24 protein-coding genes are annotated in these 22881 nt (G+C 64.1%); 18 read left to right on the top strand and 6 right to left on the bottom strand.

The features are described from left to right. Positions 1 to 68 precede the first annotated feature (68 nt). From C404_RS33300 to C404_RS33280, 5 genes are all read left to right on the top strand, one after another. Entirely contained in the window at positions 69 to 845 is a 777-nt protein-coding gene (locus C404_RS33300; RefSeq protein ID WP_021193022.1) for an NAD(P)H-dependent oxidoreductase, read from the top strand. A gap of 102 nt (positions 846 to 947) precedes the next feature. Continuing rightward, a complete protein-coding gene (locus C404_RS33295; protein WP_021193021.1) occupies positions 948 to 1733 on the top strand; it encodes a sulfite exporter TauE/SafE family protein in 786 nt (261 codons plus the stop codon). Between the two features lie 37 nt (positions 1734 to 1770). Next, a complete protein-coding gene (locus C404_RS33290) occupies positions 1771 to 2166 on the top strand; it encodes a carboxymuconolactone decarboxylase family protein (RefSeq protein WP_021193020.1) in 396 nt (131 codons plus the stop codon). Between the two features lie 145 nt (positions 2167 to 2311). After that, complete coding sequence (locus tag C404_RS33285) at positions 2312 to 3127, top strand: alpha/beta fold hydrolase (RefSeq protein WP_021193019.1); 816 nt, start codon at positions 2312 to 2314, stop codon at positions 3125 to 3127. A 6-nt stretch (positions 3128 to 3133) separates the two neighbouring features. Then, positions 3134 to 3679 carry a cysteine hydrolase family protein gene (locus tag C404_RS33280; RefSeq protein WP_021193018.1) on the top strand — a complete coding sequence of 182 codons (546 nt, stop codon included), beginning with the start codon at positions 3134 to 3136 and terminating at the stop codon, positions 3677 to 3679. A 149-nt stretch (positions 3680 to 3828) separates the two neighbouring features. Here the strand turns inward: C404_RS33280 and C404_RS33275 are convergent, their stop codons facing one another. After that, complete coding sequence (locus tag C404_RS33275) at positions 3829 to 4341, bottom strand: acyl-CoA thioesterase (RefSeq protein ID WP_021193017.1); 513 nt, start codon at positions 4339 to 4341, stop codon at positions 3829 to 3831. A 6-nt stretch (positions 4342 to 4347) separates the two neighbouring features. Here C404_RS33275 and C404_RS33270 point away from each other — a divergent pair, with 6 nt between their 5' ends. The 10 genes from C404_RS33270 to C404_RS33235 all read left to right on the top strand — a co-directional run bounded on the left by C404_RS33270 (position 4348) and on the right by C404_RS33235 (position 13673). Next, complete coding sequence (locus C404_RS33270) at positions 4348 to 4935, top strand: DUF2946 family protein (RefSeq protein WP_232317438.1); 588 nt, start codon at positions 4348 to 4350, stop codon at positions 4933 to 4935. A 98-nt stretch (positions 4936 to 5033) separates the two neighbouring features. Then, a complete protein-coding gene (locus C404_RS59050; RefSeq protein WP_080981232.1) occupies positions 5034 to 5408 on the top strand; it encodes a hypothetical protein in 375 nt (124 codons plus the stop codon). A 10-nt stretch (positions 5409 to 5418) separates the two neighbouring features. Then, a complete protein-coding gene (locus C404_RS33265; RefSeq protein WP_021193015.1) occupies positions 5419 to 6825 on the top strand; it encodes a TolC family protein in 1407 nt (468 codons plus the stop codon). 2 nt (positions 6826 to 6827) lie between these two features. Then, positions 6828 to 8135, top strand: a complete 1308-nt coding sequence (locus C404_RS33260; protein ID WP_031328775.1) for a multicopper oxidase family protein — start codon at positions 6828 to 6830, stop codon at positions 8133 to 8135. A gap of 36 nt (positions 8136 to 8171) precedes the next feature. Continuing rightward, positions 8172 to 8669, top strand: coding sequence for a cupredoxin domain-containing protein (locus C404_RS33255; RefSeq protein ID WP_021193013.1), 498 nt, complete (start codon positions 8172 to 8174; stop codon positions 8667 to 8669). Positions 8670 to 8703: 34 nt separating this feature from the next. Then, positions 8704 to 9030, top strand: a complete 327-nt coding sequence (locus tag C404_RS33250; RefSeq protein ID WP_021193012.1) for a copper-binding protein — start codon at positions 8704 to 8706, stop codon at positions 9028 to 9030. Positions 9031 to 9451: 421 nt separating this feature from the next. Then, positions 9452 to 10522 (top strand): glycosyltransferase family 90 protein, encoded by a 1071-nt coding sequence (locus C404_RS0129495; protein ID WP_232317439.1) that lies wholly within the window; start codon positions 9452 to 9454, stop codon positions 10520 to 10522. Positions 10523 to 10647: 125 nt separating this feature from the next. Further along, positions 10648 to 11451 (top strand): phytanoyl-CoA dioxygenase family protein, encoded by an 804-nt coding sequence (locus C404_RS33245; RefSeq protein ID WP_021193010.1) that lies wholly within the window; start codon positions 10648 to 10650, stop codon positions 11449 to 11451. Positions 11452 to 11670: 219 nt separating this feature from the next. Next, complete coding sequence (locus tag C404_RS33240; RefSeq protein ID WP_021193009.1) at positions 11671 to 12120, top strand: DUF2141 domain-containing protein; 450 nt, start codon at positions 11671 to 11673, stop codon at positions 12118 to 12120. Between the two features lie 20 nt (positions 12121 to 12140). Continuing rightward, complete coding sequence (locus tag C404_RS33235; protein ID WP_021193008.1) at positions 12141 to 13673, top strand: carotenoid oxygenase family protein; 1533 nt, start codon at positions 12141 to 12143, stop codon at positions 13671 to 13673. Positions 13674 to 13689: 16 nt separating this feature from the next. Here C404_RS33235 and C404_RS33230 read toward each other — a convergent pair whose 3' ends face one another. After that, a complete protein-coding gene (locus C404_RS33230; protein WP_232317440.1) occupies positions 13690 to 15261 on the bottom strand; it encodes a M20/M25/M40 family metallo-hydrolase in 1572 nt (523 codons plus the stop codon). 124 nt (positions 15262 to 15385) lie between these two features. Here C404_RS33230 and C404_RS33225 point away from each other — a divergent pair, with 124 nt between their 5' ends. Beyond that, positions 15386 to 16297 (top strand): LysR family transcriptional regulator, encoded by a 912-nt coding sequence (locus C404_RS33225; protein ID WP_031328772.1) that lies wholly within the window; start codon positions 15386 to 15388, stop codon positions 16295 to 16297. A gap of 9 nt (positions 16298 to 16306) precedes the next feature. Here C404_RS33225 and C404_RS33220 read toward each other — a convergent pair whose 3' ends face one another. The 4 genes from C404_RS33220 to C404_RS33205 are packed head-to-tail and all read right to left on the bottom strand — an operon-like array spanning position 16307 to position 20259. Further along, positions 16307 to 17788, bottom strand: coding sequence for an AMP nucleosidase (locus C404_RS33220; RefSeq protein ID WP_021193005.1), 1482 nt, complete (start codon positions 17786 to 17788; stop codon positions 16307 to 16309). 58 nt (positions 17789 to 17846) lie between these two features. Next, positions 17847 to 18608: an amino acid ABC transporter permease gene (locus C404_RS33215; protein ID WP_031328771.1), complete on the bottom strand. Its 762-nt coding sequence runs from the start codon at positions 18606 to 18608 to the stop codon at positions 17847 to 17849. Next, a complete protein-coding gene (locus C404_RS33210) occupies positions 18605 to 19318 on the bottom strand; it encodes an amino acid ABC transporter permease (RefSeq protein ID WP_080981235.1) in 714 nt (237 codons plus the stop codon). The genes C404_RS33215 and C404_RS33210 overlap by 4 nt, the downstream gene beginning before the upstream one ends. A 53-nt stretch (positions 19319 to 19371) precedes the next feature. Continuing rightward, the gene (locus C404_RS33205) at positions 19372 to 20259 is read right to left on the bottom strand and encodes an ABC transporter substrate-binding protein (protein WP_031328770.1); all 888 of its coding nucleotides are present in this window, start codon (positions 20257 to 20259) and stop codon (positions 19372 to 19374) included. Between the two features lie 326 nt (positions 20260 to 20585). Between C404_RS33205 and C404_RS33200 the strand changes: the two genes are divergently transcribed. Then, positions 20586 to 22241: a GGDEF domain-containing protein gene (locus C404_RS33200; protein ID WP_031328769.1), complete on the top strand. Its 1656-nt coding sequence runs from the start codon at positions 20586 to 20588 to the stop codon at positions 22239 to 22241. 131 nt (positions 22242 to 22372) lie between these two features. Further along, on the top strand, positions 22373 to 22870 hold the full coding sequence (locus C404_RS33195; RefSeq protein WP_021193000.1) for an acyl-CoA thioesterase: 498 nt from the start codon (positions 22373 to 22375) through the stop codon (positions 22868 to 22870). Positions 22871 to 22881: the final 11 nt, after the last annotated feature.

Here is a 22881-nt window from a genome sequence, read left to right as displayed (position 1 = left end):
GGATTATTCATTTCCAATATACCTTGGTGGCCACCATGCTTGAGCCTTCTCAGATTGGAGTTGCTGCCATGAATGTCCTGATCGTCTACGCCCACCCCGAACCCAAATCACTCAACGGTGCCCTCAAGGACTTCGCCGTTCAGCGCCTGGAAGCCGCCGGTCACGAGGTGCAGGTGTCGGACCTGTACGCCATGCGGTGGAAGGCCCCGCTCGACGCAGGCGACAGCACCGTTGCGCCGATCGGCCAGCACTTTCACCCATCGTTGGACTCCAGGCACGCGTTTGAGAACGGCCTGCAGACGGCCGACATTGCCGCAGAGCAAGCGAAGCTGCAGTGGGCTGATGCCGTGATCCTGCAGTTCCCGCTCTGGTGGTTCTCCATGCCGGCCATCCTCAAGGGTTGGGTTGAGCGCGTCTATGCATACGGATTTGCCTACGGCGTGGGCGAGCACTCCGATACGCATTGGGGCGATCGCTATGGCGAGGGCACGCTCGCTGGCAAGCGCGCCATGCTGATCGTCACCACGGGCGGCTGGGAGTCGCACTACGGCCCACGTGGCATCAATGGTCCGATCGACGATGTGCTGTTCCCGATCCAGCACGGCATCCTGCATTACCCCGGCTTTGATGTGTTGCCACCGTTCGTCACCCACCGCGCCGGCCGCATGGACGATGCGCGTTTTGCGCAGACCACCCTGGCGCTTGGTGACCGGCTCGATACGCTGTTCACCGCCGATCCGATCCCATTCCGCCAGCAGAACGCGGGCGACTACGAGATCCCAGCCCTCACGCTGCGCGCAGAGATCGCGCCCGACAAATCCGGCTTTGCCGCGCACATCGCTTGAGACGCTGACGCTACAATTTCCCGCTCGACCTTCCGGCGGCGCGCTGTGTTCATCACGGCGCGCCGCCGTGTTTGCTTTTCTCCTCTTCCTTTCCTTGCGCGCATGACGTCCCACGCTGTTCTCATCGGCCTGTTCAACCTGCTGCTCGGTATGGGCCTGGGTGTGGCAGGTGGGCTGCTGGGCATTGGCGGGGGGCTGATCGCCATTCCCGTGCTCGGCTATTTGTACGGTATGGACCAGCACCTGGCGCAGGGCACTGCGTTGGTGATGATTGCGCCCAATGTGCTGATCGGCTTCCTGCGGTATCACCAACGGCATCCGGTGCATCTGCGCTCGGTGGGGTTGATCTGCGTGTTCTCGATGGCGGCAACGTATGTTGCGGCGCGCTTCGCAGCGGGGCTGGATGCGCACCATCTGCACACCGCGTTTGCGGTGTTCCTGATCGCGCTGGCGGTGTACTTTGCTTCACGGCTCAAGGACAAGCCGGACGCGGCCAAGGATGCTGAGCACGCTCCTCCACGCGCCATGCCAGCCGCGGCTATGCCGCTGATGGGAATCGCCAGCGGGGCGATGTCGGGCATCTTTACCGTGGGCGGCGGGCTGGTGGTTGTGCCGGCGCTGGTGACCTTCTTCGGCATGCCACAGACACGCGCACAAGGCATGGCGCTGGCACTGGTGGTGCCAGGCACGCTGATCGCGCTGGCAACGTATGCGCACGCGGGGCATGTGAACTGGGGCACGGGCATTCCGCTGGCGGTAGGCGGCATGGTTAGCGTGTCGTGGGGTGTGACGCTCGCGCACAAGTTCTCGCCGTTGCGCTTGCGGCTCGCGTTCTGCGCAGTGCTGCTGGGTACCGCGTTGATGATGTTGCTGGTCAAGCCAGCATGATCGGCCTGCAACGGGTTTTCAGAACGGAGGAGGGATCGTGGCAGAACAGGACAAGGAAGCCGGGCGCGCACGCCGCGCACAGGTGATGGGCGATGCGTTTGTGGAGCGGGCGATGAGCGGGCTCGATGCTTTCTCCGCGCCACTGCAGGATTGGCTCAATGAGCACGCATGGGGCAGCACCTGGCAGCGGGATGGCATCGACCTCAAGACCCGCAGCCTCTGCACCTGCGCCATGCTCGCCGCGCTGGGCCGCGGCACCGAGCTCAAGGGCCACGTGCGCGGCGCCATCAACAACGGCGCAACAGCAGTGGAGATTCGCGAAGTACTGCTGCACAGTGCCATCTATGCGGGTGCTCCAGCGGCCATCGAGGCATTCCGCTGCGCGCGTGAGGTTCTCAACGAATTGGGCGTGCGCATCGAAGACGGCAGCTAGTGCCAAGTGTTAACGCGCTTAACACAACTTGCGTGGCGAGGATGGTCTCCCTATGCTCGCGAAATCCTGCTGGCGGCAATGTTCTACTCGTGGTTCAAGCAGCAGTTTGCGGCGCAGGGATACGGCACCTGACAGGGAGGCTGATGTGGACATCACCGACGACGACCTCACGCGTTTTGCCGCGCAAGGTGCAGCGCCTTTGCCGGCAGCAGCAGAGCAAGGCCATGTGACGCATGACGGCGCCAGCATCTGGTACGCGACGTTTGGCGCCGGCACACCGGTGATCCTGCTGCACGGTGGGCTCGGCCACGGCGGCAACTGGGGGCATCAGGTGCCGGCGTTGGTGGCTGCGGGCTATCGTGCGCTTCTCATCGACAGCCGTGGGCACGGTCGTAGCACGCGCGATACACGGCCTTACACGTACGAGTGCATGGCCTCGGACGTGCGCGCCGTCATGGACGCGTTAGGCATGGAACGCGCTGCTTTCGTCGGCTGGAGCGATGGCGCCTGCATTGCACTCACGCTCGCTATGCAAGCGCCCGAGCGTGTGGCTGGCGTGTTCTTCTTCGGCTGCAATATGGACCCGAGCGGTGCCAAGCCTTTCCAGCCGACGCCGACGATCGACCGCTGCTTCAGCCGCCACCGGCAGGACTACGCCGCGCTGTCCGCCACACCTGGCGACTTCGACGCGTTCGTTGCCGCCGTCACCGAGATGATGCAGACACAGCCGAACGCCAAGGCCGATGAACTGGCTGCGATTCGTGTGCCCGTGACCATTGTGCAGAGCGCGCACGACGAGTTCATCCAGCCCGAGCACGCGCAGTATCTGGCGCAGACGATTCCTGGTGCGCGGTTTGTGATGCTGCCCGGCGTGAGCCATTTCGCACCGTTGCAGCGCCCCGAGTTGTTCAATGAAGCGGTGCTGGCCTTTCTGGGGCGGCTCTCCCAACAACAGACATAGAACCGTATGACGACCGCCTTGATTGTGATCGACGTGCAGACCGGCTTGTTCACGCCGCCGCCTGCGCAGGCCGAGTGTGTGCTGGTTGCCATCAACCAACTGATTGCCCGTGCGCGTGAAGAGCATGTGCCGGTGATCTTCGTGCAGCACGAGACGGCCAACGATGAGTTGCCTTACGGCGCGCCTGCATGGCGCCTCGTCGACACCTTGCAGGCACGCCCCAACGATCCGGTGATCCGCAAGACGACACCGAATTCGTTTCTACGCACAGGGTTGGCGGCATTGCTTGCTGGCCTCGGCGTCGAGCACCTGATTGTCTGCGGATACGCCACCGAGTTCTGCGTGGACACCACCATTCGCCAGGCTGCCGCCCTGGGTTATGCCATCACGTTAGCGGCCGATGCGCATACGACGCATGACAAACCGCACGCCAGCGGTGAACTGATTCGGCGCCACCACAACGCGACGCTGTCGTCGATTGAGAGCTTCGGGGTGCCGATCGTGGCCCAGTCTACCGAGGCCATCGTGTCGGCAGGGCTTGCGCACGCTTAATGTGCGTTTGCGCAAGCGTGTTCAGTCACCATGATTTATCCACAGAAACAGTGGGTAAGCCTGTGGATAACGATGGGAGTGCCCGGCGCCATGCGGTTTGCAGTGCATTGCCGCCTGCGTAGGCAGGCAGGCGTGCCGCCGATGGTGCCTTAGCTGACCGTGTCCGACGTACCCGGCGTGCCGTACGCGGCCTTGATGGCCTTGTGGCGCGCTTCCATTTCCTGGCGCAGCGCACGACGCTGCTGGGCCGCTTCAAAGCGTTCCTTCTCTTCCGCATTGGCGGGCGTGAGTGGTGGCACGTCGGCGGGTTTGCCGTCATCGTCCACCGCCACCATCGTGAAGTAACAGCTATTGGTATGGCGCACGACCTGGTTGCGGATGTTCTCCGTCACCACCTTGATGCCGATCTCCATGGACGTGCGGCCGGTGTAGTTGACCGACGCGAGGAATGTCACCAGTTCGCCCACGTGGATCGGCTGGCGAAACACCACCTGATCGACCGACAGCGTAACCACGTAGCGGCCGGCATAGCGGCTGGCGCATGCATACGCCACCTGATCGAGCAGCTTGAGGATGTGGCCGCCGTGCACGTTGCCGGAGAAATTGGCCATGTCGGGCGTCATCAGCACGGTCATGCTGAGCTGGTGGGATTGCGTATTCATGGGGCGTTGAAACTGGAAAAAATGGGGAAAAGCGGCGCGCAGAAACGGGTACGCTGTGGCGTGCCATTGTGCCGCGCCGGGGCCATTTTGTGCGCTGTCTTGTCCGCCGCTGGGCAAAAATTGATGGCATCGCGCTACACTACCCGCTTTCGTGGCCGCCTTTTTGGTCGACATTCTTCTTCCATGCATCGCTTGCTGACCCGCCTCCTGCTCTGGCTGGTTGTCCTGGCGCTCCCCCTGCAGGGGATGGCCGCGACAACCATGATGGTGCGCGCCGGCACGATGGACGAGGCGGCCGTTGCCATGGCAATGCCTGCGCACGACAGCGCCGCTATGGCAGATGCCTGCCAAGAACACGAAGAGGCGATGGCCGCCGACGGCGACGCAAAAGCGCCCACGCAATCGCCCACACAATCGCACTGCAAGACTTGCCCGATCTGCGCGGCCTGTTCGCTCGGTTCGGTCATCCCCCTGGCCGCCAGCCTTGGCGTGCCGCTGCTCAAGTTGCCGGCCGATGCGCCGCGCGAGCTCTCCACCGCCTTCCACAGCTTCATTCCCGAAGCGCTGCAACGCCCACCCTCGATTCGCGTTTGACGCCACCAGTCCGTTCATAGAACGGATCTGGCCTCTGGTTTCACGGCACCGTGCATGACTGCGCGGCCGTGTGTCATTACGCTTGATCGAGGTTTCTCATGTTTCTCACACGATGGTTCATGGCCACAGCGCCGCTGCTGGCATGGACGGCACTCGCGTCGCCATGGGTATTGGCACAGGGTGCGGCTTCCGCGCCGGCTACGGCTCCACCTGACCCACTGAATGCGGAGGCGGTGGTGCCCGCCGTGTCCGCACCCCGGACGTTCGATAGCTATCACGCATACCGCGACGTTGGCCCCGCGCCGTGGCGCGAGACCAATGCGGCTGTCAGCCCAAAGCCGGGCGCTACTTCCGGACACGACGCACATGGCGCTCACGCTGGGCCTGCAGGGCATGCAATGCCCGCGAGCGAGCCCGTGGTCTCCCCAGTCAAGCCTGCCGGCGACGCCACGCCCGGCATGCATCACCACTGAGGAGGCCGCCATGTTGAATCACTCCACGCGTCGCCTTGTACCAGGTGCGCTGGGCGCGCTGGCTGCGGTGCTGCTGCTGGGCGGCTGCGCCACCGTCACACAGGACAGCGGCTTCAAGACCGTTGCCGATGTGGCGCGAGACCGGCTCGGCAAGGACGCGACCTGGCAGCGCTCACCCGAAGCCCGCGACAGCGCCGCCCAGCGTACGCGCGAACTGCTGGCCCAGCCGCTGACGATGGACAACGCCGTGCAGATCGCGCTGCTGAATAACCGCGGGCTGCAGGCGTCGTACGCGGAGCTTGGCCTGTCCGAAGCGGCGCTCGTGCAGGCCAGCCGCTTGCCGAATCCGGGCTTCAGCTTCAAGCGCACGCGCAGCGGCGATGACTTGTCGATCGAGCGCACGTTCTCGCTGTCGTTCCTGAGCCTGCTGACGCTGCCGGTGGCCGCGCGTATCGAAGGGCGCTACTTCGAGCAGACCAAGCTGCTGGTCGCCAACCAGATGCTGCAGGTCGTGGCCGATACGCGCCGTGCGTACGTCAACGCCGTGGCGGCGGAGCAGTCTGCGCGTTACGCCGAGCAGGTCCAGCAAGCGGCAGAAGCCGGTGCCGAATTTGCAAAGCGTCTGGCCGCTGCCGGCAACTTCAGCAAGCTCGACCGCGCGCGCGAACAGGCCTTCTATGCCGAAGCCACCGCCAACCTCGCGCGCATGCGCCAACAAGCCCAAGCCGAACGCGAAGCGCTCATCCGTCACCTCGGCGTGTGGGGTGCGGACACGAGTTTCAAGCTGCCCGAGCGTCTGCCTGACCTACCGAAGGAGCGTCCGGAACTCCCGCAGATCGAGGCCTATGCGCTGCACAACCGGCTCGACATCCAGGCCGGCAAGCTGCAGGTCGATGGTCTGGCCTCGTCACTGGGGCTGACGAAAGCCACGCGCTTCATCAATGTGCTGGACCTCGGCTACGTGCGCAATAGCAAGACTGGCGAACCACGCGAGACGGGCTACGAAATCGGCATCGAGATCCCCTTGTTCGACTGGGGCGGTGCACGCGTGGCGCGTGCGCAGGCGATCTACATGCAGGCTGCCGATCAACTTGCCGACACGGCCGTGCGGGCACGCTCCGAGGTGCGTGAGTCGTACGTGCGTTACCAGACCGCGTATGACCTGACACGCCACTACCGCGACGAGGTGGTGCCGGTACGCAAGACCATCTCCGACGAGATGCTGCTGCGCTACAACGGCATGCTCGTGAGCGTGTTCGAGCTGCTGGCCGATGCACGCGAGCAGGTCAATGCCGTCAATGGCTACATCGACGCGCTGCGCGGCTACTGGCTCGCGCAGACCGATCTGCAGATGGCGCTGGGCGGCAAGCTCCCGCCGGTCGAGGCCGACGCCTCCTCTCAACCCCAAGGACACTGAACATGGTTTCCCGACGTCAATTTCTCGGCAGTCTTAGTGGCGGGGGCGCGGCCATGCTGGGCGCGGCGATGGTCTCGCGCGCCGGCGCTGCGTCATTGCCCGAAGCGCCGTTGCAATCGAAGGCGGCCACGCAGCCGCCGCTCGCGCCGCCGAATGGCCGGCCCTACAACCCCGTTGTCACGCTCAATGGCTGGACATTGCCGTGGCGCATGCGTGGCGGCTGGAAGGAGTTCCACCTCGTGGCCGAACCCGTCGAGCGCGAATTTGCGCCCGGCATGACGGGCCACCTGTGGGGCTACAACGGCCAGAGCCCTGGCCCCACGATTGAATGCGTAGAAGGCGACCGCGTGCGCATCTTCGTCACCAACAAGCTGCCCGAGCACACCACGGTGCACTGGCACGGCATGATCCTGCCCGCCGGCATGGACGGCGTGGGCGGCCTGTCGCAGCCGCACATCCCGCCCGGCAAGACCTTCGTCTACGAGTTCGAGATGAAGAAGTCCGGCACCTTTATGTACCACCCGCATTCCGACGAGATGGTGCAGATGGCAATGGGCATGATGGGCTTTATCGTCGTGCATCCGAAAGACCCGGCGCAGCATCGCGTCGATCGCGATTTCGTCTTCCTGCTCGCTGCATACGACATCGACCCGGGCTCGTACACCCCGCGCGTGGCCGAGATGACCGACTTCAACATGTGGACGTGGAACAGCCGCGTCTTTCCCGGCATTGACCCGCTGCCCGTGCGCCTGGGTGACCGCGTGCGTATCCGCATGGGCAACCTCACGATGACGAATCACCCGATGCACGTGCACGGCCACACGTTTGAAGTGGCCGGCACCGATGGCGGCTGGGTCCCGCCCAGCGCGCGCTGGCCGGAGGTGACAACCGACATCGCCGTCGGCCAGATGCGTGCCATCGAGTTCATTGCCGACAACCCGGGCGACTGGGCCTTCCACTGCCACAAGTCGCACCACACGATGAACGCCATGGGGCACAACGTGCCGACCATGATCGGCGTGCCGCAGAAAGACCTCGCCAAGAAGATGAGCGCGCTGGTGCCCGACTACATGGGCATGGGCGAGGCCGGCATGGCCGACATGGGCGAGATGGAAATGCCCCTGCCCGACAACACGCTGCCGATGATGACCGGCCAAGGCCCGTTCGGCGCCATCGAGATGGGTGGCATGTTCACGGTGATGAAGGTGCGTCGCGACCTGCCGCGCAACAGCTACGCCGACCCCGGTTGGTACAAGCACCCCAAAGGCACCGTCGCCTACGAATACACCGGCAACGGCATCGATGAATGAGCGACAACTGAACCGCATTCGAATACGAGACCACACATGCAACGCAATCTGATCCGTTCCACCTTCCTGGCCGCGCTCCTCTCAATGGTGGCCATTGCGCACGCATCCGGCAATCACGCCGGGGGCCATGACCACGGCGATGCCGCCATCGGCGAGCCGGGCGACGCCGCGCGCGTCACGCGCACCGTGCGCGTCGACATGGCCGACACCATGCGCTTCACCCCTGCGCAGATCACCGTGCAGCGTGGCGAGACGATCCGCTTCCAGGTCAGCAACAGCGGCCGCGTGCGGCACGAGATGACGCTTGGCTCGCCGGCCGACCTGATCGCCCACGCTGAGCAGATGCGCAAACACCCCGAGATGGAGCACGCCGACGCCAACGCCGTCACTGTGGACCCCGGCCAGACCGGTGAGATCGTCTGGCGCTTCACGCAGGCCGGTACGGTCGAGTTTGGTTGCCTACAGGCTGGGCATTTCGAAGCCGGCATGCGCGGTGCCGTACAGGTGCAGCAGGCACGAGCCAGCAAGTCCTGATCGCGCTCTATCTCTTGCTTATAAGGAGTCCAACATGTCGTTTCGTCATGCCCTGATGCTGGTCGCGCTGCTGGCCGGTGCCCCATTTGCCAACGCCGCGGATGACGCTGCGCCTGCACCGGCTGCTGTTGCGGCAGCCGCACCGCTGTCTGAAGGCGAGGTCAAGAAAGTTGATACCGCCGCCGGCAAGCTGACCATCAAGCATGGCCCGCTGGTCAATCTCGACATGGAGCCGATGACGATGATCTTCCGTGTTCAGGACCCGGCCATGCTTAGCAAGGTGCAGGTTGGCAGCAAGATCCGCTTTACCGCCGAGAAGGTGGGCGGTGCGCTGATGGTGACAGCGCTGGAAGTGCAGTAATCGGGCGATGGGGAGGCTGGGCTGGTCGGCAGAGATGGCCCAGGCCTCCTGCCCGGTTGTGCGGCGCAAGCCGCATCCCCGAGGTGATTGACCGACCACCTGCTGAAACTGGATGCGCAGCCGGTCCTGCGCACGGGTGTCGAAGTGTGACGTCATGGCAACAGTCACTGGACCGTGGATTGGGCCTGGTGCTGGCGCGGGTGACATTACCCCAAGAAACAGAAGGCGCTGCAAGCGACTTACGGTAGAGTAAGGCCCGCCGCAGATGCGAATGGCGACTGGGGCTGAAACGCTGCCCGATGGGGAGCGCGATCAGTGGCGCGGCGCGTCAGTGGGATATGAAAAGTGGCTCATGTGCCACGTGTAGTCATGCGTGAGTTGGCGACTTCCACTCGAAAACAACGTCCTGCCATCACACCTGTTGAAGAAGCGCGTCGGCGCGCTTCATCTTTGGGAACCATCTCCGCAATTGCTTGTTTGCTTCATGCCGCATTTCAAATATCGCCTGAGCCGGGTCTCCGCAAAAAAAATCTGGTACTACTTCTCGAATGCATCGAGTCATTTTCTGGCTCGCGCGACCAAGCACGGAAGAGCTGAGGCGTTTCTGAAGAGAAAAGGTCATCACTGCAGCCGTCAGGATGTGCTGGATCGCCTGAATTACTACAACTCCATTTCGGAAACATTCGGTCCAAGCGGAAATGCAGTTGAATATTCCAACTTCCTGTTGGAGTCCTCAACGAGCACCATTCAGAGAAAAGATCGGAATATCGGTAGCACGTATTTTTATGATCTGGTCGATCTGATGGACTATTTTGGTCCGGGCTACAACTTCGACTATGACTGCGGAGATGTAACCACCGAGCCGACCGCTCCCGCTTTCGTAAAAAGCCGTCCAATCAAAGATTCCTCCCACAACGGGATTCTTTTGAAGCTGGATGCAATCCGGCATTTTTCCTTTGCGCGTGACAACATTGATTTTGCTGATAAAAAATCAGTGGCTGTTTTCAGAGGGCCGTGTCATCAGGAGCATCGCCAGGCGTTCGTTGAGCGTTGCCATGACCTGCCGAACGTTGATATCGGTGATATTCGAAAATCCGTGCAGGGCAAGGCGTTCTACAAGGCGCCGATGACGATTGCTGAGCAGTTGCAATACAAGTACATCGTCAGCGTTGAAGGGAATGACGTTGCCACCAATCTGAAATGGATCATGTCATCCAATTCGCTGTGCTTCATGCGGCGGCCCCGGTATGAGACGTGGTTTATGGAGGGGAGGCTGATTCCCGATGTGCACTATGTCCTGCTGAAGGATGATTTCTCCGATCTCCAGGAGAAAATGGAGCATTACCAAAAATTCCCGGGAGATGCGCTGGCGATCATTCGCAACGCCAACCAGTGGGTGGCGCAGTTCTTGAACCGCGACCAGGAGCGCCTGCTCGGTTTGATGGTCATCGCGAAGTATTTCCGCCTGTCGGGTCAACAGGCCTTTTGGTAAGGCGCGGCCGGGTCGACGCGTATAACGTTTGATCCAGGGCAGGGTTGGCGTAAGGGTTGATCGGCAGGCAGTGCGGCGGCGCGCTACACTCTTTCTCTTTCGCCGTCTCCGTACCATTCCCTGCCATGACCGCGTCTGTCGACACGCGCACCCCTGCGCCCACTTCCGCGCAATCGCTTTCCCCCGAGCAACAGGCATTTTTCAACGAGCACGGCTACCTCGTCCTGCGTGGTCTGGCCAGTCAGCATGAGTGCGCCACACTGCTGGCGGCCGCCCAGGATGCCCTGGCGCGCGCCATCCCGCCCGTAGAACTGGAAACCGATGTCGGCTATGCCGGCGCACCCACCTCGCGCGAGGCGGAGGGCGGCCACACCGTGCGCCGCCTGCTCGACGCCGATTCACGCGGCACGCCTTACACGGAATGGGCACGCGATGCGCGTGTTGCCGGGCCGATCGCGCAGTTGATCGGCAGCCCCGTGCATCTCTCGCTCGCGCACCACAACTGCGTGATGACCAAGCACCCGGCCTTCGGCACGGCCACGCACTGGCATCGCGACAGCCGCTATTGGTCGTTTGCGCGCAATGCGCTGGTGTCGTCGTGGCTGGCACTGGTGGAAGAGACCGTCGACAACGGCTGCCTGTGGGTCATTCCCGGTAGCCACACGCTCGAATTGCCCGCCGAGCGTTTCGACGCCAAGCTGTTCCTGCGCCAGGAGCTGCCCGAGAACCGGGATCTGATCGACACCGCGCGCCCCGTGCCGCTGCTGCCCGGCGACGTACTGCTCTTCCACTGCAACACCTTCCACGCGGCACGCGCCAACCAGACCGGCACGGTCAAGTTCTCCGCGGTCTTCACGTACTACGGCCCTGACAACTACCCGCTACCGGGCACGCGGTCGTCTGCGCGGCCGGATCCACTGGTTGGTTGATCAGAACGCCCGCCGTGCAGCGGGCGTTTTTTCATGTACGTTCCTGCGCTTGCTGCGGGTGCGCAATTCCTGGGATGCCCCATTCATCGCACGCGAGCGACCGTTTGCACCCAGCAGCCTGCACTTCGTCGCACCGCGGGCGACGCCCCCCTGGCATGTTCCTAGACTGCCTCCTGACCGCCGGAGCCCAATCCGGCCATGCCAATTCAGGAGACTTCCATGACCGCAGATTTCTCGGTGCCGATGATGTCCCGCGCGGGCGCCGCCTTGTTGTTGATGCTGGCCGCAGCTGGCGCATCCGCCGCCACGCTCACTGTTGTCGTTGAAGGCGCGCAGGGTCGCCAGGGCGCGGTGCGCGCTGCGATGTTCCGCGATGCTGCCGGCTGGCTCAAGCCCGATGCCGCCGTCCGCGCAGACATTGCCGTGCTCGACAGCGTGTCCGGCAACAGCGTCACCTTCGTCTATCCGGATCTGCCGGCGGGGCGCTACGCGCTGTCGGTCTTTCATGACGTCAACAACGACGGCAAGCTCGGCACCAATCTGGCCGGCATTCCCGTCGAGCCCTACGGCTTCAGCCGCGACGCAAAAGGCCGCTTCGGCGCGCCGTCCTTTGACGATGCTGCGATCGACGTACAAGCCGACCAGCGCGTGACCATCCACCTGCACTGACATTGAACCGGGGGCTTGCCATGCAACGCCGATCGTTTGTTGGGGCTGCTCTGGCGGCCTTGGGTGCCGCACCGTTTGGGCTGACGCTGCAAGATGTGATGGCGGCCAGCATGGACCCGTGGGCCGCCGGGTTTGCTGCCGCCCGCGCGCAGTACCCGTGGCTGGCGGGTTACCAGGGCGCCAGCACGGACATGCCAACCAGCGCGCTCAAGGTGGAGGGCACGTTCCCGCCCGCGCTACGCGGTGCGTTCTACCGCAACGGCCCCGCGCGGCACGAGATTGGTGGGGTGCGCTACCACCACCTGTTTGACGGCGACGGCATGATCCAGCGCTACGACATCAGCGAGCAGGGTGTCACGCATCGCGGCGTGTTCGTGCGCACCGACAAGTTTGTCGCCGACACTGCCGCCGGTAAGCCGCTGCGCGCGACCTTCGGCACCGCCAACCCCGACATGGAGCCCGTCAGTACGCCCGACAGCATCAACGTGGCCAACACCAGCCTTGTGATGCACGGCAATGAGATGCTCGCGCTGTGGGAAGGCGGCTCGGCCACGCGCGTCGATCCGGATTCGCTGCGCACGCTGGGTGTGCAGACCTGGCGCGACGACTACAAAGGCATGCCGTTCTCGGCCCACCCCAAGGTGGAGCCCGATGGCACGCTGTGGAACTTTGGCGTGAGCAGCGCGGCGGGTCTGCTGACGGTGTACTGCGTGGGCGCGGATGGTGCGCTCAAGCGTGTGCAATCGGTCAAGGTGCCCGATGTGGCGATGGTGCATGACTTTGCCGTAACGCAGCACCATCTGGTGTTCCTGCTGCCGTCGTTCATCTATGACGTGGAGCGTTCGCGTGAGGGGATGTCGTTTCTCGACGCGCACGTGTGGCGACCTGAGCTTGGCATGCGCGTGCTCGTGCTCGACAAGAACGACGTCACACGCATGCGCTGGCTGCAGCTGCCTGCTGGCTTTGTGTTCCACCTCGGCAATGCGTGGTCGTCACCCGATGGGCAGGAAATCCAGCTGGACTACGTACGCTCGGACGACGCCACCATCGTCACCACCACGTTGCGTGAGCTGATGCGCGGGCAGATTCGCCCAGCACCCGGCGCGCGTCTGACGCAACTCCATCTGAACCTGCGCACAGGCCGTGCTGACCAGGTCGTGACGGAGCACGTGGCGGAGTTCCCTAAGATCGACGCGCGGCGCACGGCCTTGCGCCATCGTGCGTTGTTTACCGTGGCCCACACGGCGCCGTCCGGCAATGCGCAGGCGCTGCATGGGTTCGACACGATCATGCGTTTCGATACGGATTCAGGGCAGGCACAGCAGTACCGCTTCGGGCACCGTGTGATGGTGGAAGAGCACCTGTTTGTGCCGGCCTCGACCAACGCGCGTGAGGGCGAGGGCTGGCTGATCGGTACCGTGTTTGATGTGGATGCCGGTCGCACCAAGCTGACGGCGTTCGATGCGCGCAACTTGTCTGCAGGGCCGGTGGCCGTGGCAAGCCTGAACGGCGTGGCGCCGCTCGGCTTGCACGGGCTGTTTCGCGCGGCTTAGCCGGTGTGCCTGGCCATCAAAGCGGGTGGGTCAGCAGGCTGTAGATCGTGCGTACGCCGCTCACGTAGTTGCCCATGCGCAGGTTCTCGTTGGCAGCGTGCTGGTTGTTGTCGGCATTGACCAGCGGAATGATCACAAAGGGCACTTGCAGCACATGCACGATTTCTGCGGTGGGCACCGTCCCACCCATCATGCGGATGCGCACGGGCGCAGGGTTGGTGCCAAAGCTGTCGGTCAGCGACTGGTAGGCCCACTTGCCCACCACGGAGTCGATCGGTGAGCCGGCGGCGTCTGCGCCCTCGCTCTGATACGAGAAGCTGGCGAGCTTGTCGTAGCGGCTGCGCTCTTCGTCGGTCGGTGCGTCCTTCACGAGGTGATAGCCCTGCCGCACGATGTGCTGTTCGATCAGCTTGCCGAGGTAGGCCGCGCTGGAGTCCGGCGTGGTGCGCAGGTCCAGCTCAGCGACAGCCTTGTCGGGCACGATGTTCGCCACCTTGTCGCCCACGGCGGCGGAGGCCATGCCGCGCACGTTCAATGACGGGTACTGCATGGCTTCCTGGTAGTTGGCCCCGACCTTGTCTGCGTGGGCAATGCCCAGGCGCCGGTTGAGCGCAGCCTCGTCGTCGGGTACGGCCGCCATGATCTTGCGATCGGCTTCGCTGATCTTGACGTGGTCGTAGTAGCCCGGCACGGTCACCCGGCCCTGGTCGTTCTTCATCGACGCCAGCAGGCTGGCCAGTTGCTGCGCCGGGTTGCGGGCGTAGTTGCCGTAGTGCCCACTGTGCAGCGGCACCTTGCCGCCATAGACGGTGAGTCTGGCTTCGGCCGCGCCACGGTTGCCGAACACCAGTGTCGGCAGGTTGCTCGCGTGCATGGGGCCGTCGTGGATCACGATGGCATCGGTGCGCAGGAGATCGCGGTTTGCCTGCATGACCTGACTGATCGAGGGCGAACCTTTTTCTTCCTCGCTGTCGAGGATCACCTTGACGTTGACCGCCGGCCGGTCACCACTTGCCTTCAGCGCGTCGATGGCGGCCAGCATCATCATGATCGGGCCCTTGTCGTCGGCAGATGAGCGGCCAAACACCCGCCACTCGGGGTCGAGCGGGCCGCTGAAGAGCTGGGCCGAGTCGATCTCTTCCCAGCCGCCCTGTGCGGTCTTGCGCTTGAGCACCGGCGTCCATGGACTCTTTTGCGCCCACTGTGCGGGGATCACCGGCTGGCCATCGAGGTGCATGTAGAACAACACGGTCTTGCGCTTGGGATCGCTGTCCGGCAGTTCCGCATAGAGCATCGGCTTGCCGTTGTTTGCCAACTGCTGTGTCGTGAAACCCCGATTGCGGAAGGCCCGCTCCAGCCAATCGGCGTTCTTGCGGATGTCCTCCGGAGCAATGGCATCGTTGGGTAGAGACAGCAGGTCGAAGTATTCGCGGTAGGTTGCCTGCGCGCGGTGCTCGGCGTCTGCCGTCGAGAGTTCGGCGGCGCCAGCCAGCCCGGCGGCGCCGAGCACAAGGGCGGGGAGCAAGGCCAGCAGCCGGTGCTGACTCTGGGACGTGGGCGTATGGCGGACTGTGCAGTGGCGGGGCATGTGGTACCTCGGCTGGTCAATGTTCGGTGGCAGTCTGGGTAGGCGCGACCTTTTTGACAATCGAAATTTTTTCGGGATACCTTTGCGTTTTACGCAAAGCTCGGCATTCCTGCCGACATCGCCCATGACGCCTCATCGCCTGCAGGAAACATCCTTGCGCTATTTCCTTGAAGTCGTTCGCAGTGGTTCGCTGACGGATGCGGCGGCGCGTCTGCATGTCAGTGCGTCAGCCATCAGCCGGCAAGTGGCGATGCTCGAAGAACTGCTGGGTGTGCCGTTGTTCGAGCGTCAGCCGCGCGGCATGCGGCCCAGCGCAGCGGGCGAACTGCTCGCCGCGCACGCGCTGCGCGAGGCGCTGGAGGCCGAGCGCGTGGTCTCCGATATTCAGGGCTTGCAAGGGCTGCAACGCGGGCGGGTGCGCCTTGCCTGCTCCGATGGTTTTGCGATCGAGTTTGTGCCGCGCGTCATCGCGGCGTTTCGTGAGCAGCATCCGGGCATCCAGTTTGACCTTCGGGCCGAGGAGCCCATGCGCGTAACGGAGGCGGTGCTGCGTGGCGATGCGGACATCGGCTTGACCTATAGCCGCGCAGCCGTTCAGGGCATTCGCGTGGAGTATCAGCAGCGTGCCACGGTGTTCGCCATCATGCGGCCTGACCACGCGCTGGCGAAGTTCTCCAGCGTGACACTGGCGCAGATGCATCCGTTTCCGATTGCGCTCTCGGGGCCTGACAACACGGTGCGCCAACTCTTTGACATGAGCTGCAGCGACCGTGGCTTGGTGTTCGAGCCGGTGTTGATCAGTAACCGTTTCGACGGGCTATTGAGTTTCGTGCAGCACGGGGGTGGATTGGCCATCGCGGGGGAGATCACGGTGCGCGACCGTGTCCAGCGTGGCGAGTTGCATGCCGCAGAGATTCGTGAGCGCGGCATGCGGGGGCGGGCGGTTGAACTCCAGACACTGGCGGGCCGCACTTTGCCCGAGGTGGTGCGGGCCTTTCTGGACTTCCTGCGCCAGGCGTTGCCGGCGCAGGACTAGTGCCAGGGCTTATCGGAACGCCGGTTCGTCAAAGCTGCGCAGCTTGCGCGAGTGCAGCGCCTCAACGCCGTTCTCGCGCAGCAGCCGCACGGTTTCCATGCCGATGGCCAAATGCTGGCTCACGCGCTGACGGTAGAACAGGTTGGCCATGCCGCGCAGCTTCAGCTCGCCGTGCAGCGGCTTGTCCGACACGCACAGCAGGGTGCCGTATGGCACGCGCAGGCGGAAGCCGTTGGCGGCAATCGTGGCGCTTTCCATGTCGATGGCAATCGCGCGCGACTGGTTGAAGCGGCTGTACAGCGCTTGGTACTTCAGCTCCCAGTTGCGGTCATCCGTGGAGACCACCGTGCCGGTGCGCATGCGCGATTTCATGTCGGCGCCGGACAGCCCGGTGATGCGCGCGACGGATTCCTGCAGCGCCACCTGAATCTCGGCGATGGGCGGCACGGGCACCCACGGCGGCAGATCCTGATCGAGCACGTGGTCGTCGCGCACATAGGCGTGGGCGAGCACGTAGTCGCCCAACTGTTGCGAACGGCGCAGGCCGCCGCAGTGGCCGATCATCATCCAGCAATGCGGGCGCAGCACGGCCAGGTGGTCGGTGATGGTCTTGGCATTGGACGGCCCCACGCCAATGTTGACCAGCGTCACGCCCAGGCGGTCTTCGCGCACAAGGTGGTAGGCGGGCATCTGCGGCAGGCCCTTGATGCGGTGCGCATCGTCGGGCGCTGGCGTGCCGAGTTCGTGCACCGTGTCGCCGGGTTCGACAAAGCGGATATAGCCCTCGTCGTTGCCGTCTTCCATCAGCTTGCGGCCGAGCGCGGCAAACTCATCGACGTAGCGCTGGTAGTTGGTGAACAGCACGAAGCGCTGGAAGTGCTTCGGGTGCGTGGCGGTGTAGTGGTACAGGCGCTGCAGTGCCAGGTCGACGCGCTCGGCGGTGAACATCGACAGCGGCTGCGGCTCGTCGCCCTCGGGGCGGAAGGTGCCGTTGGCGATGGAGTCGTCGATCTGCGCGAGGTCGGGCAGCGTGAACGCGCCACCCAGTGCGCGCGCCTGTTCGGGCGTGATGTCTACCGTGGAGGCTTCCACCACGAACGGCAGCGGAATCGGCCGGTTGCTCACGCCCACGACCACCGGGCTGTTGTGATAGTGCAGCAGGCGCTCGATCTGCGTGCGGTAGTACTCGCGGAAGAGATCCGGCCGCGTGAGCGTGGTGCCGTACACCCCCGGATACGCCACCGTGCCCCAGGCCGGCCGCGCATCGCTCACCAGCGTTTTCGGGTCGACGGTGATGCCGAGGTACGGGTAGCAGGCGGAGCCGTCTTCGCTACAGTCTTCACCGCGGGCGAAGGCGAGGAAGCGATCGCGAATCGTCTGTGCGGAGCGCTCGTAGATGGCGGTGATGCGCTCGACGGCGGTGTTGGCGTCGGTGCAGATCGCCAGGTCGTGCGCGGGATAGAGATGGGCGGTGGCGCGGGTATCGGTCATGTTTCGATGATACCGGCGTTTTGTGAACGCAAGATAGCCACTTACCTACGCAACTGCGCTACGTCACCGCATCTGCAGCGGGGCGGGCCCGCCAGCGCAGGAAGCGCTTCCAGGTCGACATTTCCACCTGCGGCGTGGAGGTTGCCCGCAACCAATTGGGCAACGCCTCAATCCCGCTGCACAGCAGGAAGTACAGCACGGCAACCGCGCCAAACACTTCGGCCGGATACGCCACCGTGCGGCTGTTGACCTGGCCTGCGGCGGTGGACAGTTCCACCACGCCCACGATGTACGCGAGCGACGTGTCCTTGACCGTCGACACCCATTGATTGGCCAGCGACGGCAGCATGATGCGCCACGCCTGCGGCAGCACGATCGTCAGCAGTGCTTGCGTGGGCCGCATGCCCAGCGCCAGCGCCGCATTGCGCTGTCCGGCGCCCACCGCGCGCAGGCCCGCCTCCATGCTTTGCGCGATGTAGGCAGCACCCACGGCAGCCAGCGCGGTGACCACGGTGGCCGTTTCCGGCACGGCCACGCCCAGCGCCATCGGGATCAGGAAGTACGCCCAGAACATCAGCATCAGCACGGGTATGGCACGCAGTGTTGCCAACATGCCGCGCAGGGCGCGCGCCAGCCAGCGCAGGTTCGGCATGGCTTCCAGGCGATCCAGTAACACTGCACAGCCAACGCCCACCACTGTTGCGGCCACGCAGGCCAGCAGCGCCATCCACACGGTGAGTGCGGCCCCCGACAGTGGCCCGTTCGGATACGGGCCGACCAGCAGATACCGCAGGTGCAGGAGGATGGCTTCCGCCGTCATGCCGCGGCTCCAATCGGCCCAGCCGCCGAAGCGGCCACCCACCCCAGTCGCCGCAGCACCAGCGGCGCTGCCCACTGCAGCAGCAGGATCACCACCGCATACAGCACGGTTGCCACAGCAAAGGCCTGGAAGGCGAGCAGCGTGTCGGTTTCGACCTGCCGCGCGCTGTAGGAGAGTTCTGCCAGCCCGATGCCCATGGCCAGCGAGGTGTTCTTGATGGTGTTGGCGCATTGCCCCAGCAACGGCAGCGCCGATACGCGCAGCGCCTGCGGCAGCACCACGCGCAAAAAGGCCGCACGCGGTGTGAAGCCGAGCGACAAGGCAGCCTCACGCTGGCCGCGCGGCACCGCCCGGATGCCGGCGCGCAGTTCTTCCGAGAAGAAGGCACCGGCATACAGCGCAATGCCAAATGCCGCCGCCAGGAATTCAAACGACGGTGCCGGCAGCCGCCAGCCACCCAGTGCGATGCCGTTCCAGCCCGTAATGGCGCCGACCACGTTCTCCCCCAGCAACTGCGCGGCCCCGAAATACCAGAAGAACAGCTGCACCAGCAGCGGCGTCTTGCGCAGAAAGCCAACCAGCCCGCGCGCCGGTACGGTCAGCCACGGTTGGCTGCTGGCGCGCAGTGCGGTCAGCAGCAGGCCAAGCGCCAGGCCACCGGCAATGGCGGCAGCCGACACCAGCAGCGTCATTCCAAAGCCCTCCAGCATCCAGCCGAGGTAACGCGGCGGCAGGGGCTGGAGGAATGCCGGCAGGCTCAAGCTCACTTGGTACTGCCAATCACGAAGTCACGCGGCAGCGGTGCGGTGCTCTTCGGGCCGAACCAGCGGTCATAGATGCGGGCGGCGGTGCCGTCTTTTTCCAGGCCCTGCAGGATCTGGTCGACCGTGGCGGTGAGTTGCGCCTCGCCCTTGGGCACGCCCACGCCCATGTATTCTCGCGTCAGCACGAACGGCGAGATCTCCAGTTCGCTGCGATTGGGCAGCGTGGCCAGCAGCGCGCCGAGCTTGGCGCCGTCCTGCGCGAACGCCTGGATGGCACCGCTGCGCAGCGCCGTCAGTGCCAGGGGGGAGTCGTCATAGGCAATCACGCGGGCGTTGGGGTAACCCTCGCGCAGCGTGGTTTCCTGCGTGGTGCCCTTGTCCACACCCAGGCGGATGCCATCCTTCTTCAGATCATCCGGCTGCTTGAGGAAGCCCTTCTTGGCAATGAACTGCAGGCCGCTCGCAAAGTACGGCGTGCTGAAGTCGATCTGCTTCTTGCGCTCGTCGGTAATCGTGAAGTTGGCGGCAATCAGGTCGACCTTGCCCGAGGTGAGCAGCGGCACGCGGTTGGCCGGGTTGGTGGCGCGCAGCTCCAGCTTCACGCCCAGCTTCTTGGCGATTTCCTGTGCGTAGTCGACATCCAGGCCGACCGGCTGGCCGGTCTTGGCATCGGCATAACCGAACGGCGGGTTGGCATCGAACACGCCCACGCGCAGCACGCCGGCCTTCTTGATGTCGTCCAGGCGATCAGCCCGGGCGGCCGGCGCGTGCAACACCGCCACCGCCAGCGCAGCCCCGATGACCACGCCTGCTGCCTGACGTGACGATTTGGCCAACCCCTGTGCCAACCCCTGCAACGAAAAACGCCCCGTAAATTCTGTTTGCATGACGACCCCTGAAGATTTTGAGGGGCCCAGCGTACGGTGGATGCTGCACCGCGCAAACGAATTCGTTGGCAGATCGATATGCGCGCTGCCCCGTTGTGGGGCAAGCGGCCCCATACGGTGCTTCAGTTTTCACATTTACCGCCGATAGCGCTTGACAGGTGATCGAGCGTGCACCAGGCGTTTACCCATCACAGCGGCGCAGCCGATACACTGGCAAAAAAGAAAAACAGGCACAAACAGACGGGGGAGTTCAACGTGGATCAACCGGCTGGCGACAACCTCCGCCAGCATTCTCTCGGGCATTGTGGATGCTGGGAGCGCGGATCATGCTGATCGCCGCGCTGGCCTGTGCCGCCCTTGTTTCCATAGCGTTGATCGGCCTGTCATGGCCACGCCGCGACGATGCGGAAGTCTCCGCCTTCATGCTGTTGGCGCTGGGCACGGCATTGTGGAGCGGTGCGCGGCTGATGGAGGTGGTCACCTTCGACATGCCCGTGCGCGTGGGCTGGGCCAAGGTGGCTTACCTCGGGATCATGATGGTGCCGGCCGCCTGGCTGCGCCTGGTGCTTGGCCTCACGCGGCCCGAGCTGAATGCGTTGCCCGTCGTGCGCGTGGGCTGGGTGGTCGCGCTGCTGGTGGCCGCGGCCTTCCTGGGGCTGGTTGCCACCAACGAACTGCATCACCTGGTCTGGCTTGATGCGCGCTTTGTCGTCATTGACGGCGTGCAGCGGGCGGTTTTCGCCCATGGGCCGGTGTTCTGGGTTGGCACGGCTTACAACTACGTGTTGTTGGCGATGAGCCTGGTGCTGCTGACGCTGCCAGCCAGCGAAACCGTCAACGCGCTGTATGCCCACGCCGCCACGCGTACGCAGGTGCGGCTGGCGCTTGTGGGCGGGCAATTGCTGCCGCTGGTGGCCCATCTGGCCTATCTGCAACGCTGGACCACGGCCCTGGGCGGTGACCTTACACCCGCCACCTTCGCCATCAGCACCGCGCTACTCGGCTGGATCGTCTTACGCCCGCGCTTGCGCGATACCGCCGCCTACGCGCGCGGCAAGATCATCGAGGCCATGCGCGATGGCTGTATCGTATTGGCGCGTGATGGAACCATCGCCAGCATCAACGCTGCAGCGCGCTACCTGCTGCCGACCGCGCGGCTGCACGCATTGCCACCCGATGTGCTGAACGTGCCCAGCATCCTGCGCGAGTTTGAGCGTACGCGGCTGCCCAATCGCCACCAGGTCTGGCTGCATGACACGGGCCGCACGCTGGAGATCACGCTCGAAGGATTGATTGACGCGCGTGGCAGGCATACCGGCGTGTTCCTGTTGTTGCGCGACGTGACCGTCGAGCAGTTGCAGCGTGCCGGCATGGCCAGTGCGCAAGATGCGCTGCGTGGCGAGTTGCAACGTACGCAGGCCAAGCTCAGCCTGCTCGAGAACGACGTCAACCGTGACTCGCTCACGCATCTGTTCAACCGTCGCTTTTTCGAGACGCAGGCGCCGCGCCTGCTTGACCACGCGCGCCGCGACAGTCGCCCTGTCACGCTTGCGCTGTTCGACATCGATTGCTTCAAGCAATACAACGACACCTACGGCCACCTGCAGGGCGACGACTGCCTGCGCATGGTGGCCGACACGCTGGGCATGGCCTGCCGCCACCCCGACGATTTCATCGCCCGCGTGGGCGGCGAGGAATTCATCGCCATGCTGTTCGACCTCAGCCTCGACGACGCGCGCAGTGCCGTGGCGCGCGTGGTGGCCACGGTGGCCGAGCGGGCGCGTCCACATGCGGCTTCCGTCGTGGCGCCGTATGTCACGCTGTCAGCCGGCGCGGTAACGGTAACGCCGGATGGTGAGCGCCTGGACGCGCTGTTCGAGCACGCGGATACGGCGCTCTATGAAGCCAAGCGCAACGGGCGGAATACGCTGCGCTTTCATCATGCTGCGCCGGGGTTGCGCAGTGTTGTGGGTGGGGAATGAGCAGGTCATTCGTAGGGCTACAACACGGGCCTGTTACCAACTGATACCGGCATCGGAAGAATGAACGCATGTGTGGGAATGCCGCACATGCGCGGCTGCCGCCAGCAGCCATTTCATTCTTGGAGTATGTAATGCCGACAGGCCAAACCATTGACGCAGTTGTCGATCACTACCTGCGCAGTGCCGACGCGCCCGAATCGACTGCTGCGCAGCAGACCTTCCAACACGCCTTCGATGTTTACTTGAAGGATTCCAACGCCTACGCCAACACGTATTTCGCACGCTACTTCGAGTGGCAAGGCGTGGTGCGCGAACGCTGGTTTCACGAATGCATCGACGCAGAGCTGCTCATGAGCGGCCGCGTCATCTTCGTGACCAAGCTGGCGCATCAGGAATTCGTTGAGGAGACATTCCCGTTCCAACGGGTGGAGTGCCACCTGAATACATTCCGCGTACAACCATGCTCGTTTTACATGGTGTTCCGGTTTGTTTCAGGCGGGCGGCTGGTCTCGCTGGGGTATCAGCAGGTGGTGTGCGCCAATGCCGAACGTGCGATCCAGCGTTTGCCGGAACACGTGCGCTTGCGCGTGAAGGCCTACGAGCTGGACGCGCTGCCGCAACTGGCATAGCAACGCAGACG

The sequence above is a fragment of the Ralstonia sp. AU12-08 genome (genome assembly GCF_000442475.1).
GTDB classification, from domain to species: Bacteria; Pseudomonadota; Gammaproteobacteria; order Burkholderiales; family Burkholderiaceae; genus Ralstonia; species Ralstonia insidiosa.
This window is presented reverse-complemented; position numbering and strand designations above follow the sequence as displayed.